Origin of the sequence: Coleofasciculus sp. B1-GNL1-01 (assembly GCF_040220235.1) — a bacterium.
Lineage (GTDB): Bacteria > Cyanobacteriota > Cyanobacteriia > Cyanobacteriales > Coleofasciculaceae > Coleofasciculus.
The window spans coordinates 78,054-91,225 of record NZ_JAVJTO010000094.1 but is presented as its reverse complement, the minus strand read 5'-3'; the positions used below and the strand labels follow the sequence as shown (position 1 = coordinate 91,225).

The 13,172-nt window shown below is 46.6% G+C and carries 11 protein-coding genes and 1 pseudogene; 7 read left to right on the top strand and 5 right to left on the bottom strand.

The genetic code is table 11. From position 1 onward, the window contains the following. Positions 1 to 46: 46 nt before the first annotated feature. The gene (locus RID53_RS23260) at positions 47 to 571 is read left to right on the top strand and encodes a hypothetical protein (RefSeq protein ID WP_446390361.1); all 525 of its coding nucleotides are present in this window, start codon (positions 47 to 49) and stop codon (positions 569 to 571) included. Positions 572 to 695: 124 nt separating this feature from the next. Here the strand turns inward: RID53_RS23260 and RID53_RS23255 are convergent, their stop codons facing one another. The 3 genes from RID53_RS23255 to RID53_RS23245 all read right to left on the bottom strand — a co-directional run bounded on the left by RID53_RS23255 (position 696) and on the right by RID53_RS23245 (position 4,933). Further along, positions 696 to 3,056 carry an AAA family ATPase gene (locus tag RID53_RS23255; RefSeq protein ID WP_446390360.1) on the bottom strand — a complete coding sequence of 787 codons (2,361 nt, stop codon included), beginning with the start codon at positions 3,054 to 3,056 and terminating at the stop codon, positions 696 to 698. Between the two features lie 57 nt (positions 3,057 to 3,113). Beyond that, positions 3,114 to 3,731: a hypothetical protein gene (locus tag RID53_RS23250; protein WP_446390359.1), complete on the bottom strand. Its 618-nt coding sequence runs from the start codon at positions 3,729 to 3,731 to the stop codon at positions 3,114 to 3,116. Positions 3,732 to 3,841: 110 nt separating this feature from the next. Then, positions 3,842 to 4,933, bottom strand: a complete 1,092-nt coding sequence (locus RID53_RS23245) for an ATP-binding protein (RefSeq protein ID WP_446390358.1) — start codon at positions 4,931 to 4,933, stop codon at positions 3,842 to 3,844. 133 nt (positions 4,934 to 5,066) lie between these two features. On the opposite strand from RID53_RS23245, the gene RID53_RS23240 reads away from it, so the two are divergent. Both RID53_RS23240 and RID53_RS23235 read left to right on the top strand, forming a co-directional pair. Then, positions 5,067 to 5,210 carry a hypothetical protein gene (locus RID53_RS23240; RefSeq protein WP_446390357.1) on the top strand — a complete coding sequence of 48 codons (144 nt, stop codon included), beginning with the start codon at positions 5,067 to 5,069 and terminating at the stop codon, positions 5,208 to 5,210. 230 nt (positions 5,211 to 5,440) lie between these two features. Beyond that, positions 5,441 to 6,478, top strand: a complete 1,038-nt coding sequence (locus tag RID53_RS23235) for an N-acetylmuramoyl-L-alanine amidase (RefSeq protein WP_446390356.1) — start codon at positions 5,441 to 5,443, stop codon at positions 6,476 to 6,478. 95 nt (positions 6,479 to 6,573) lie between these two features. On the opposite strand, the gene RID53_RS23230 is transcribed toward RID53_RS23235, so the two are convergent. Next, positions 6,574 to 8,085 carry a hydroxysqualene dehydroxylase gene (locus RID53_RS23230; RefSeq protein WP_446390355.1) on the bottom strand — a complete coding sequence of 504 codons (1,512 nt, stop codon included), beginning with the start codon at positions 8,083 to 8,085 and terminating at the stop codon, positions 6,574 to 6,576. A gap of 953 nt (positions 8,086 to 9,038) precedes the next feature. Here RID53_RS23230 and RID53_RS23225 point away from each other — a divergent pair. Beyond that, positions 9,039 to 9,464, top strand: a pseudogene (locus tag RID53_RS23225) (phospholipase D-like domain-containing protein); the annotation flags it as partial. Between the two features lie 117 nt (positions 9,465 to 9,581). On the opposite strand, the gene RID53_RS23220 reads toward RID53_RS23225, so the two are convergent. Next, complete coding sequence (locus tag RID53_RS23220) at positions 9,582 to 10,670, bottom strand: RNA-guided endonuclease InsQ/TnpB family protein (protein ID WP_446390354.1); 1,089 nt, start codon at positions 10,668 to 10,670, stop codon at positions 9,582 to 9,584. A 20-nt stretch (positions 10,671 to 10,690) separates the two neighbouring features. On the opposite strand from RID53_RS23220, the gene RID53_RS23215 reads away from it, so the two are divergent. Genes RID53_RS23215 through RID53_RS23205 form a run of 3 tightly spaced genes read left to right on the top strand, consistent with a single transcriptional unit; the run spans position 10,691 to position 12,864 of the window. After that, entirely contained in the window at positions 10,691 to 11,068 is a 378-nt protein-coding gene (locus tag RID53_RS23215) for a hypothetical protein (RefSeq protein WP_446390353.1), read from the top strand. A gap of 23 nt (positions 11,069 to 11,091) precedes the next feature. Then, positions 11,092 to 11,244 carry a hypothetical protein gene (locus RID53_RS23210; protein WP_446390352.1) on the top strand — a complete coding sequence of 51 codons (153 nt, stop codon included), beginning with the start codon at positions 11,092 to 11,094 and terminating at the stop codon, positions 11,242 to 11,244. A gap of 24 nt (positions 11,245 to 11,268) precedes the next feature. Then, on the top strand, positions 11,269 to 12,864 hold the full coding sequence (locus tag RID53_RS23205) for a gamma-glutamyltransferase family protein (RefSeq protein ID WP_446390351.1): 1,596 nt from the start codon (positions 11,269 to 11,271) through the stop codon (positions 12,862 to 12,864). Positions 12,865 to 13,172: the final 308 nt, after the last annotated feature.

The following is a 13,172-nucleotide window of genomic DNA, read 5'->3' as shown; positions in this document are numbered from 1 at the left end:
TGGATCAAGATAACTTGACTAGCATTTTATTACGAGATGGAATCAGGTGGATATTCCAGACAATGTGACCTTTGAAGAGGCGATCGCACTCACTCAATCCCTGATGACGCAACTGTCATCCGGTGAACTCTCCCAAGTAGACGCGGCGAGTGCGATCGCCCAGTTGGTGAAAACCACAAATGGTGCTAGAGGGTTCTTTGTCACGTACCTCACCGCTGACGACAGTGTAGCGGATACTCCCTCGCCAGAGGTAATTCAAGCCCTGCAATCCTCACCGGATACCGTCGCTGAACTGTTGGTGAAAAACTTAGCCATGTCCGCTGCCATGGCGATTACCCACCGTCGGAATCAGAATGAAGCCATGGCGCAAGGATCGGATCGAGTGCGAAGACGAACGATCCATTTAATTGAACAAATTAATCTCCCTCAAGTGCAGGAAAAAGTAGTGGCGTTACGGGAAAGTGCCATAACCGGAGAGGGAAGTTATAAGACGTTTCTGGAACGTTGGCAATATGATGCCCAACAACGGGAGATTATTTTTGACATCCTCGCCGCCCTACAAGGACAGTGATTCCTACCAGTTGAACGCCGAACGGTTGACGGCTCACCACGCATTGCCGAGCTTGAGGTCTTACACGCGCTATTCTCCCTGCGATCGCGTAGGGCGAAGACTGCACAACGACAAACTCAAGATATTACTCCCCTGTCTCTCTGGCAAACCAGCGCCGGATTAACTCCACTTGGAAGCAGTAGCCGCCACCACTATCTTCAATTAACTCCCGTTGCAACAGTAAATTGAGGCTAGGATTCAGAGGAGCAGGAAACTCGCGGGATAAAACCACCTTACCAATACTCGCCCCTTCCCCTTGTGCGGCTAAAAAGCGCAGTATCGCCAATCCCAACTCATCCACTTGATTGCGTTCGATATCGGCAAAGAAGAAGCTACCACTGCTTAAGGCTTCGGGTATAGCGGCTTCCACATCAGCCACAGTTGCTAGTCGGCGAATCGATACCTCTTGCTCATTTTTCAGGGCGACAATCTCAGAGCAGAGTAATTGTACCAAGCAGGGATGACATCGGGTTAGGGAGAGGACTCGCTCAACCGCATCGGGTTCATAGCGTAGGGTAAACTCTGGGATGGGGCGTTCAATCAGTTGGCGGGCTTCGGGTTCGTTCAGGTAACTGATATGGACAACCTGAACGTTAATCAAGTAACTCGCCCAGCGCTGAAATTCTTTGATAGTATGAGAGCCAGCCAGTAAGACTTTAAAGCGGGGGCGGTGTTGGATAAGATGGCGTAGCATCCCTAGGACATCGGTTTCGCTGAAACGTCCTTCGGTTAAGGCTTTATCCAGTACCTCGAATTCGTCTAATGCTAGGAGTGCGGTGTTTTTTTCTAGTGTTTGTTCAACTTTATCCAGCCATTCATCAAAGGTCGTAAAGGGGTCAGAGGTTAAGGCTTCGCGGGTGAGGGGAGGTAGGGTTAAACCAGCTTGCCGTTTAGCCGAATAGGTCATCCCTTTGGCAAGATTATAGAGAAAACCCGCATGGTCACTCGCTGATGTGGGTGCGCCTTGTAAATCGACGAACATGGGGATGATGGAATTCGGGAGGAGGCGTCCTAAGTTATTCAGCAGAGAGGTTTTGCCCATACGTCGCTGACCATAGAGGAGTAAGGGAGGGCGGCGACGGTCTAGGATTAATTTTTCGATGCGAAGCCCAATGCTAGTGCGTCCCATGAAGAGTTTAACCTGTTCATTTAGGGGTACACCAAAGATGTAAGGATCATCAATTTCTTGGCGTAGTTCAGTGGCTGCGATTAATGTTTGTACGTACTCAACAACTATTTGCTGCCAATGAATGGCAATGCGACGAAAGCGAGGAGCGTATTGATTACTACTTCTAGTTAATTCTTCGATAAAAAGCTCTAGAGTTTTGGCGACATTTTCCAGAGCGATGCGTTGGTTATAGAGACTATTCTGGTTGAAAGCGGCATCTACATCGGCACTGATATAGTTAAATTTATACAAAATTGGGTTAGGAGAGCCTTCCAAGTTTCCTGAAGCAAATGTGCTATAAACGTTACGGATAGAATCGATATCAGTACAGTATTCTAATTTTCTAGCATCCAGTTCAATCTGTGCTGCTTGAGCAGCCCAACGTTGCGGGCTACTATTGAGATAGTCAATGGCAGCTTTTCCCTCGGTAGGGTTGCGTTCCCAGACTAGGACAAGGTGCTGGTCTAGTTCAGGGAGGCGTAAACTTTGCCGCTCGTCCCAAAAGGCTGAATGCCAGCGCAGAAAGCAAGATTTTGTATCTAGGCGTTTCAGGTCAAGACGATAAAGCAGTGCATTCCATAGAGTGACCAAGGGATAGGTTACGATAGGTCGCCACAATTGCATTGTGACTCCCACACAGTACATCACGCCATACCTCACGTAATGCATTACGCCATATATCACGACAGCCATCACGACAGCCATCACCGCTTCCACTATGCTTACTCTAACGCCATTAACGGCATATATAACGCCTACTCTAACGCCAAAAGCCACGCCTACACCCACGCCTCCTACTATGCCTACTCTAACGCCAAAAGCCACGCCTACACCCACGCCTCGTGCCATGCCAAACACCACACCAAAAGCCACGCCTACCCCCACACCTTGCGCCACGCCTACCCCCACACCTCCCCCCACACCTTCAACCACACCAAATATCACGAACAGTACATCCCATACTATGAGAGAGACAATAGCATTAGCATTCAATTCCCCTCGATATAAAGTGTCTGCTGCAAACAACAAACTCATTATCATCGGTACAATGATGTATCCCTGAAACAGAAGCTTCCATAATGCTAAGTTTCGCCAGCACAGCGAATTTATTCGGTTATTGTGGAAGTCCAAGGTAGGATCAATGCGTTTGAGATGGTTACGAAACGCTGAGGGATGAAAGAACAGCCAGAACAGCAATTGCAAACTCCCCAAAATAAAGTTCGGGTGCTGCTCAGGTGCATCAGTGTAGGCGTTGCGGGGAACCGAGGGGTAAGACATCTCAGTTTTTGTTAAAATGTGACTCTGTGAATTGTAATATAAATTCGCGATAACGAGTTACAATTGCTGATCCAACTGTAACTCACATTGTTGAAAAACATAATTTACGGCAGCAAATAACCGCTCCAAGTCCTGAATTGTATAAAACCGCTTATTTTGGGTAAACTCATCAGATATCAGTTGACCAAACTGCCATATCGCCCCATTGGAAACAACACCAAATATCCGTTGTTCTGGATCATTGTTAATTTTCTGCACCGCCACCATCTCTGCCAAACATTGCCCCCATCCTTCAGTAAAATCACTCTCCTTCTTTGCCTCAACCACTACAAAATAGGGCTTATCGAACACCACTGTCCCCAAGGGAGAGCGCTTTGCCACGATATAATCAGGAGTCCCCGATAAGTTTTCATCGTAGGTCAAGGCTTGGTGACTCCAAAGCAGGAAATTGCGGCGATAAGCTTTCCAAACTTCTTTTAATATGGGATAAATAATCGTTTCACAAATCGCCATCTCGGAATTGTCAAACACCCCCTCATTTAAAATTAACTCTAATTCATTCCGGAAACTATCACTCACGTCAAATTCAATCTCGGTAATAAAATTGTCTCGAATATATTTGATCTGAAACGTTTTAGCGACGACGCCAATACTTTTATAACTGCTAAATGACATGGTTTACCTCTCTAGCGTAAGTTACCGTAGGGTGGGCAAGAGCAACCAACGATAATGTAAGCGTTTGAAGGTTTATAAATCTTGCCCACCCTACATAAAAACTGGGTTCTCTACAAATTCGTGAAGGGTTCTATCTGTTTTAACGCCTCCTCCCGCCAATTATCTCCCGTTTCCCCCTCTTCCAAACTAAACAAACGTTCGCGACACAGAATTTGCAGCAGTAGGGGTAAACATTGACTTTTCTCCAAAATCCAGGCTACATCCTCAACTGGAAACGGAATCGGTGAACTATCAATCAATTCCCGCGCTTCCGCCTCCGTCAATGCGCCCAGATAGGCGGTATAGCCAAAGATATTGAAAAAGGGAGAACTATGTCCCGTATGAGACGCCAAATCCAGGGGAGATTCCGGTGTGGCTAAAATAAAAGCCAGATTTCCCCCTGTCTGATTCGTGGCTAAAGACCGTAAACTTTCCCAAAACCCATCATCTAATTCTGGACAACGTTGCAATCCCACACCAATTTCATCCAATAAAATAACGGTGGGTGAATGCAAATGGCTACTCACCACATCCATAAAATAATCCAGGTGACAAGGCTTCGGCACTTTCATATTCATGCCTTCCAGAATATAACCCAGCAATTTTTCTTGGCTTGCCATCCGTGTATCCTGAAAATCCACAAATATCCAACAGTAGCGTTCGGGATAGGGTAACCAGTCCGACTTTTGACCGGGACGTAATTCCTCCGGTGGCGTCGTGGTAATAGTTTTCAAGTAGTGCAACAGGGAGGTTTTGCCGATGCGCCGCTTCCCGATAATCGCTGCATTTTGTAGGGGATGGCGTTTGAGTAAATTGAACAGGCGTTTGAGTTCTCGTTTGCGTCCAAAAAAATAGCGGGGATGGGTGATGGGTGTCCCGGTGATGAAGGGTGAAGACTCCTCCAGGGTTGGGTTTGAGTCATGAGGAGAGGGCGGATTGTCTGACTCATCTAAAAAAATATCTCGCCAGTTTAACCCCAATGCGTCACACAGTTCGACAAAATACTCAAAATCAACGGGTTCGCCATTGAGGAATTTTTTAACCGTGGATAACGATGGGGTAACGTGTTCAGCAAACTTCTTTTGGCTGGGGTAGCCATTGCGCCGAAGTGCTGATTTGACGTGGTTTATGTACTCTGGGGCAACTTTAAGCGATCGCGCCATTATTCATAATCAGCGAAAAGTCAATTCAGGTCAACTCAAAGTTAGCCAGAAGTCAGCCACTTCAGCCAAATTTCTCAACCCGGTACTCACCTAGCCTTCTCCTTGAATGGGATTAAGAGTTCAATCTGATTCAATGAAACGATTTGAAGACCTTAAAACCATCCTGGAGATTATTGTAATCTTAGCGGCGCTGCCTGAATACCCCCTGCTGCTGGTGACGGCGGTTGTCGTTGTCTGGATGTATGTGCTAATCAACGATAAGGATATTGAAGGGTAGAATTGCTATAGCCGTTGGTTTGACATAAGGGAAATTCTCCTGATTGGGAAGTCTCTCAAGTGTAAACAATTAACATTTAACTCCATCAGGTGCGAGACAATCTCAAATCCTCCTTTTAAAATCGAGAAAGCCACTTTTACTCTTATTCAAAACAATAAGTGGGTGGACACAATTAAAGTTAACGGTGGATAGTGTCATTCGTCATTCATTTATGTAAGGGAACTTTAACGGTGAAACTGCACTGGCTACTTCCCAGTTTTCTCGGCTTTTTTTTGCTCTCCTTTCCAGCGCAAGCGGCGAGATTGCTCTCCTGGCGCTTTGATGTGAATCAAAATCAACTCGTCTTTACCACTGACGAAGGCGTACAACCCAGAGGACAATTTCTTGCCAATCCCAACCGCCTGGTAATTGATTTACCCGGTATCCCCCTAGAGAATGCCAAATTAGAACAATTCGTTGGTGGTGCAGTGCGGGTAGTGCGTGTCAGTCAATTGAACCCCCAAACCACGCGCTTGGTGATTGAGTTTAATCCGGGTTATACGATTAATCCCCAACAAGTTCTATTGAAAGGATTCTCCCCTCGGATGTGGACAGTGCAGTTACCACCACCGCAACGAGTTGTCCAATTAACCACACCAACCCCCCTACCGTCGCAAAATCCTGTCATATCCCCGACAACCAGCAATTCTCCCTTCAATCTCTCCCAAGTTCCCAACCGCCGTATTGTGGTTATGATTGATCCCGGACATGGGGGAAAAGATCCCGGTGCAGTTGGGTTAAATGGATTGCGGGAAAAGGATGTAATTTTGCCCATTTCTCAACAAGTTGCCGCCATTTTACAGCAACAAGGAATTCAAGTAATTCTCACTCGAACCAGCGATTATTTTGTAGACTTAGCACCCCGCGTGGAGATGGCAAAACAAGCCCAGGCGGACTTATTTGTGAGTATCCATGCGAATGCGGTTGGTCGCCGTCCTGATGTGAATGGATTGGAAACCTATTATTACTCGAACGGGCAAAGCCTTGCTCAAACCATACATAACAGTATTTTACAGGCAATTCCGATTCGCGATCGCGGCGTGAAACAAGCCCGATTTTATGTGCTGCGGAATAACCCCATACCCGCCGTCCTCGTGGAAGTTGGATTTGTTACCGGACAAGACGATAACCCACGCCTAGCGACACCCGAACACCAGAGCCAAATGGCAAGCGCGATCGCACAGGGTATCTTACAATATATTCGGCAGAATCCAACGAATAAATTGTAGGGGCGGGTTTAGCCGCTTAATTGTGTTATTGACCAATAACCTTTCAACAAAACCCGCCCTCCCTAACCTAGTGCCATCTGCCTTTTGCCTTTCTTCTAAGGTAACCAAAAATCAGGTAATACTGTTTTCCCCCAATCCCGCACCGTTTTATTAATCATCCGCCCCACTTGAATATGAGGTTCATCAGGTTCAACCGGAATAATCGTTGCCTTATTTCCATATCCAAAACGGTCAATTACTAAATTTGCCGCCTCTAAACCCGTTATGTATGCCTTCTCCTGTGACCAAGAACCGTGATTAGTAACAACCCAATCCCCACTCATAAACACATTATCAATCGGACTGGTTGCTGGCAGCAAATACTGATAACTTCCCGGTGCAAAATGCGTTACCCCTTGCGGCACACGAATTACACTACTATCAATAACCTTAGCACCCCGAAACTCTGGCACACAAGTAGCTAAATCTCGATGAACCTTTGCCACAATTTGCTCATCACTCATCGGCAATAACTGATTCGCATGATAAAAATCTGCTTCAATGACACTTCCTGGTTGATATGCATATTCATCATGCAGCGCATTCAAATCAAAAAATGTCCACCCCGTCGTCGGATCAAAGCCAAAACAAGCATTAGACGGATTCCGCAGAATAGCTTTTCGGTCAAACCATAACCGGGTTGCCAGAACATCAATTGCGCCTAAGTTTCTCAAATTCCGGAATTCCGAATAGGGTTGCAAGTTACTACTCGCACTGACAATTTTTTTCATGCCATTGACACTAACGGCAAAAATAACCGCATCGGCTTCAAAGACATCCTCACCGCAGACAACCGCTTTCGCCTTACCCCTATCGTCCAAGAGAATATCATTCACCCGCTTATTCGTCAGCACTCGTCCCCCAGCTTTCTCAATCCGCTCCACCCAGGGTTTAAAAATCATCTCTGCCACCGTTCCCCGACACCAGACGACATCAAAATTGGGTTGGTGAGCCAAAATGAAGTAATAGAGCATTCCCAGGGCGGCGGCGGCGGAACATTGCTCACCAGGGGCAAATAACCCCACCAATAGCATCGGTTCAAAGGAATCTCGATACAATCGGGCAGAGACACCAAACTGTTTAAAGAGTTCGCGGGCAGTTACCTTATCGTAACGTTGCCATGCTTGATCAGAATTATCAAAATCAATCAGAGCATACAGGAGAGGTAAAGCAGAAAGCCTGTCAATCAGAGGTAGGCGTCTAAACTTGGGATAGAGAAACGTTCCCAATGGGGTAGGAAGCGGGAACTCATTCTGAAACAGAGGCGATTCGACTTCTAACCCAGCCGGAGAATATTGGGAAGAATGGGTAAAAGGAGTGAAGGGTTGGAGTCCCAATTCGTGAACCAGGCGAAAGATATTGCGATAGGGATACCAGAACCCATGAATACCCCCCTCGACTGAACGTCCGCCAGAGGTTTTCCATCCAGCTACTAATCCACCAGGATAGGGGGTGGCTTCTAGAAGAGTAACATCGTAGCCTTGTTGAGCAAGATGATAAGTCGCACCTAAACCTGCCCATCCTGCACCAACGACGACTATCCGCTTTTGTGCTGACGCTTCTGACATCCTTGATCTCATAACTCTCTCTTTATTTAGGATGCCACGATTAGTTGGGCTTGTGTCAGCCCAACTCTGCCCAAATAATGAAGCAGGCAAGATGCCCACTCTTATTCAGGTTGGAAAAAGCTGGTTCAAGCTTTCTCACTCTCCATTCCCTAAACTCTCGAACAGTGTTCCAGGTATGAAATTGGGAAGATGAGAGGCCAAAAAACGGTAGCAATGATAAAGACTATCCGACACCGGAATTTTTGCTCCGACGATAAATTCGTCTCTTTCTGGAATGCATTTAACCAGTTTATGCAAAATAATCCAGCGATTAATAAGTAAACTGTAAGAAGTCCTAGTATCATAATCCTATTGAGTAGAGAGGTTTACTTCATCTATTCCAAGTGATAATGGAACAAATTAGTTTTTTGACTCCAGCAGTTTACCAAACGAGTCCTGATAATAGGCAAGTGATTACTGAACCTGTCTCAGATTGCCCTAGTGATTACATGATTAAGCATACACAACAGTTTTTTCCCACAGAAGAGTGGAATGTGCCTCTATCTAAAGGAAGAGTTTTCAGGAAAGTCACAAAGGAAAGCTGCTTTAGGTAACATTCGCTACCTATATCCCCTTTGATCCCCCTCCCGTCCCCCTTCAAAAGCAGGGCTAATTCCGCAGTGATGAGAGAAAATTAGGGCGACCAGGACTATTCAGACGGCAAGACGACTCTGGGCTAGAAGAACACCATTAGAACACATATAGCAATCCTATTTAGGTTGTGGCAATTTTCAAAGCTGAAACCCTTGCTATACCTAGATTTCAAGCCCTTCAATTGTTGCGTCCTATTTAGGATTGCTATAGTTACTTTACGCGATCGCTCTTTCCACTAGCACTGGCTGAGGAGCTTGTTGCCACAAAGGTTCTAGGGTTTGGCTCAACAACGCGATCGCTCTTTCCACTAGCACTCACCAACCGCCGAAAATATCCGGTCTAGCGTAGAATTAATGGATCAAACCGATGCAGCGGAAACCTTGGTCAGAAACCTGGTACAAATGCTCGAAGAAAAACGCTTACAGGTTCGGGTGTATACCAAAGGACGACTCCACGCCAAAGCCTCCATCTTCGACTATGGTACAGTTTATAACCAATTGGGACAACTCGTCGATCGCGCCGAAAATGGTATTGCTGTTGTCGGTTCCTCTAATCTCACCCTATCCGGCATTTCCCATAATACTGAACTCAATGTTATTGTTCACGGAAACGACAACCACCAACAACTCACCCACTGGTATAACCAACTCTGGGAAGACGCCGAAGACTTCGACGAAACCCTAATGCAGCAGATGCAGCAGTCGTGGGTAATGGCACCAACCCGCCCCTACGATATCTATATGAAATGAAAACCGTTACATAAAACTTACACAAATCTACCAATACCTGGTAAATTTTGCTGTTTACTTCCTGCTTCATTCTGGCCGTGACGGCACTTAAGCAGTCCACAGGCTCTCCCCCACCTAACTGGCGGCTACTTCCAAATTAATGGAAGCGTTGAAATCTCGATCAATTTCCAATCCGCAGTTATCACACCGAAAAACCTGCTCAGATAAAGGCATTTCATCCTTGATGACATGACAACGAGAACAGGTTTTGGTTGAGGGATACCATTGGTCTACTACGACCAGTGTTGACCCGTACAACTTGCACTTGTACTCTAGCTGGCGTTTAAACTCATAAAAGCCCATGTCCTGGATAGCTTTGGCTAGCTTATGATTAGCCATCATCCCAGACACGTTTAAATTTTCTATTCCTATTCGGCTGTGGTTTTTGGCTAAATAGGATGTGAGCTTGTGCAACGTGTCCTTTCTGATGTTGGCTATTTTTCGGTGCAAACGAGCTATTTTGATTTGGGAAGACTTCCAGTTAGCCGAACCGATTTGCTTGTGGCGGTTTAACCATTGCAGGCGAGAGAGTTTCTTCTCGTACTTTCGATAAGCTTTTGCCCCCTCTACTACAATCCCAGTAGACAAGACAGCTAATGCTTTTATACCAAGATCAACGCCCACTACAGAGTGAGATTTGGGTCGGTTAACTGGCTCATGTTCCAGCTTAAAGCTGATGAACCATCGGTCTGCTGTCCTGGATATGGTGACGGACTTGGGCTGAAAACAGACGGGCAGCCGCTCATGCGTCCTCAACCAGCCAATAACCGGAACCCTGATTTTAAAATGCTCAAGTGCAATTGAGCCATCTAGGGTAAAGCTATCTCCCCGTCCTTTCTTCTTAAACCGAGGTGGCTTTTTATTTTTCTTAAACGCATCTTTCCAGGCTTGAGCTAATTGCCTAAGCGCATACTGAGGGGCGCATTTACTCACTTCGTAATACCAAGGGCAAATGGGTTTAACCAGAGCTACCAACAATGAGTGCAAGTCAATCCCAGTAGGAAACTTGATTTTATCCTCTGGGTTGTCCCGATTGTGTAAGAGTATCTGTTTGGTTAAACCTAAACCCCAATTCCAAGCATGGCGAGAAACGCCAGCGTGTTTAGCTAGCGCCGTTCGCTGCTTGTTATTAAGTTTTAATTCGGTCTTAAAACCTAATAGCATTGGTTTAATCTACTTAATCGGTGTTATATTCGTATAGAATTAAACGTCAATTTGCCGAAGATGTGAAACACCGTCAATCGGAACGAGACTATAGCCGCAATCTTAGCCAAGGACAACGCTATAGTTTACGGGAACTCCGACTCTTTTTTGAAACGATTAATGATGAGGACATCAAAGCGCAAATTAACCTATTAGAAAAAGCCTTCCGCGAACCCGTCACCACAGGACTCAAGCGCGAGTTAAATCGGCTAAAACGGAATAGTATAACCGGGAATGAACTGTTTATCAAACTCAAGCAACTTTACGCCCAATATGACCGACACGAATGGCTAAACCGTCGCCAAAAAGATGAGGATTACCTAGTTCCAATAATTGTTTGTAGTGAAGCCTTGGTTTGAGGAAAGCAATGTAGAGACGCGCCATGGCGCGTCTGGAAGATGAGGGTGATGTAGGGGCAAATTTTATCATTAACGGGAAGATTTTCACCCTGATGTCACTCAATGTAATCAGTGTAACTAATCTCTCACTTCCCTACCTCACTCTCTCTAATAAATCCGTGAAATCAGTGTTTTGACATAAGACATAAGACATAAGACAAATGACCAATAACCTAACTCACTACCCCTACCCTTCTACGCGACGGGTAATCATGGGCAAGCACTGTGCTGTCGCCACCAGCCAACCCCTAGCCACATTAGCGGGGATGGAGATGATTTGGGCGGGGGGGAATGCTATTGATGCAGCATTAGCCATGGCGATCGCACTCACGGTAGTTGAACCTACCTCTAACGGAATTGGGTCTGACACCTTTGCCTTAGTCTGGGATGGTCAGTTACATGGACTTAACGCCTCGGGTAAAAGTCCTCAAGCTTTAACCTTAAACCATTTTGCTGGGATGGAAGACATCCCGCAACGGGGGTGGTTACCCGTCACCGTACCTGGCTGTGTCTCGGCTTGGCGAACATTATGGCAACGGTGGGGGAAATTACCCTTTGAGCAGTTATTTGCCCCGGCGATTCGTTATGCTCAAGCCGGATATCCAGTTTCCCCAGTTACCGCAACCGCTTGGAAACAGGCGGAGGCGATTTTCCTTCCCCTACAGGGGCGAGAATTTGAGCCATTTAAATCTGTCTTTTTCCCCCATAACCGGGCGCCGCATCCGGGAGAGGTGTGGGGAAGTGAGGCTCATGCTCAAACCTTAACCCAGATTGCCCAAACGGGGGGTGAATGCTTTTATCAGGGAGATATTGCTCGTGCGATCGCGAATTTTGCTGCCAATACGGGGGGCTTATTAACCGTAGCCGATTTCGCCGCCCATCAAGCGGATTGGGTGAACCCGATTTCCACCACCTATCGAGACTTACGGGTTTGGGAAATTCCGCCCAATACCCAAGGATTAACGGCATTAATCGCCTTAAATATCCTGGAAGGATTCAATTTACGTCAATATCCCCGTGACTCGGTAGACAGCTATCACCTGCAAATTGAAGCGATGAAGCTGGCTTTTGCCGATGCCAAACGTTATATCGCCGATCCTCGATTTATGGACATGGCAGTTGAGCGACTCCTGGATAAAGACTATGCCCAAACCCGTCGCCAGTTAATCACAGACACCGCGATTCCCTTAGCCCAACCTGGTTTAGCCAAAGGCGGAACCGTCTATTTAGCCGCCGCCGATGGGGAGTTGATGGTGTCGTTGATTCAATCCAATTATCAAGGGTTTGGTAGTGGGATTCTGATTCCGGGTACAGGGATTGCCCTACACAATCGCGGCTATGGTTTCACCCTAGAAGCAGGTCATCCCAATCAAGTTGCACCAGGGAAACGTCCCTATCATACGATAATTCCCAGCTTCCTCAGCCAAGACGGTCAACCCTTAGGACCCTTTGGCGTCATGGGGGAATATATGCAACCCCAAGGACATCTACAAATGGTGGTGAATCTGGCAGACTACGGCATGAATCCCCAAGCAGCACTGGATGCACCGCGATGGCAGTTTATCGCCGGAAATCAGGTACTTTTAGAGCCAACTGTACCGTCTGATGTGGCTTTGGCACTTGCTCAACGGGGACATCATATTGAAATGAGTACCGATGAAAAACGGTTTGGCAAGGGTCAGATAATCTTACGGCAGGGAGGCGTTTTCGTGGCGGCGTCTGAACCCCGTGGGGATGGGTTGGCATTGGCGCTGTAGGGGCGGGTTTAGGCACTCAATGTTGAATCCCACCGATAACATTTGTAGCAAAACCCGCCCTTACTAACCCCAAATCTAAAGAATACAACACGCTGTAGGGGCGGGTTTAGGCACTCAATGTCGAATCTCACCGATAACATCTGTAGCAAAACCCGCCCTTACTAACGTCAAAACCAGATTCCTTCAAAGGTTGTGAAGCCCTCCCTACACCCTACACCCTACACCCTACGCCCTACACCCCATACCCTGCCTACACCTCAACTCCCTTGTCACCCCTTGATAAGATCGTCATTAATTTGTCATAACCT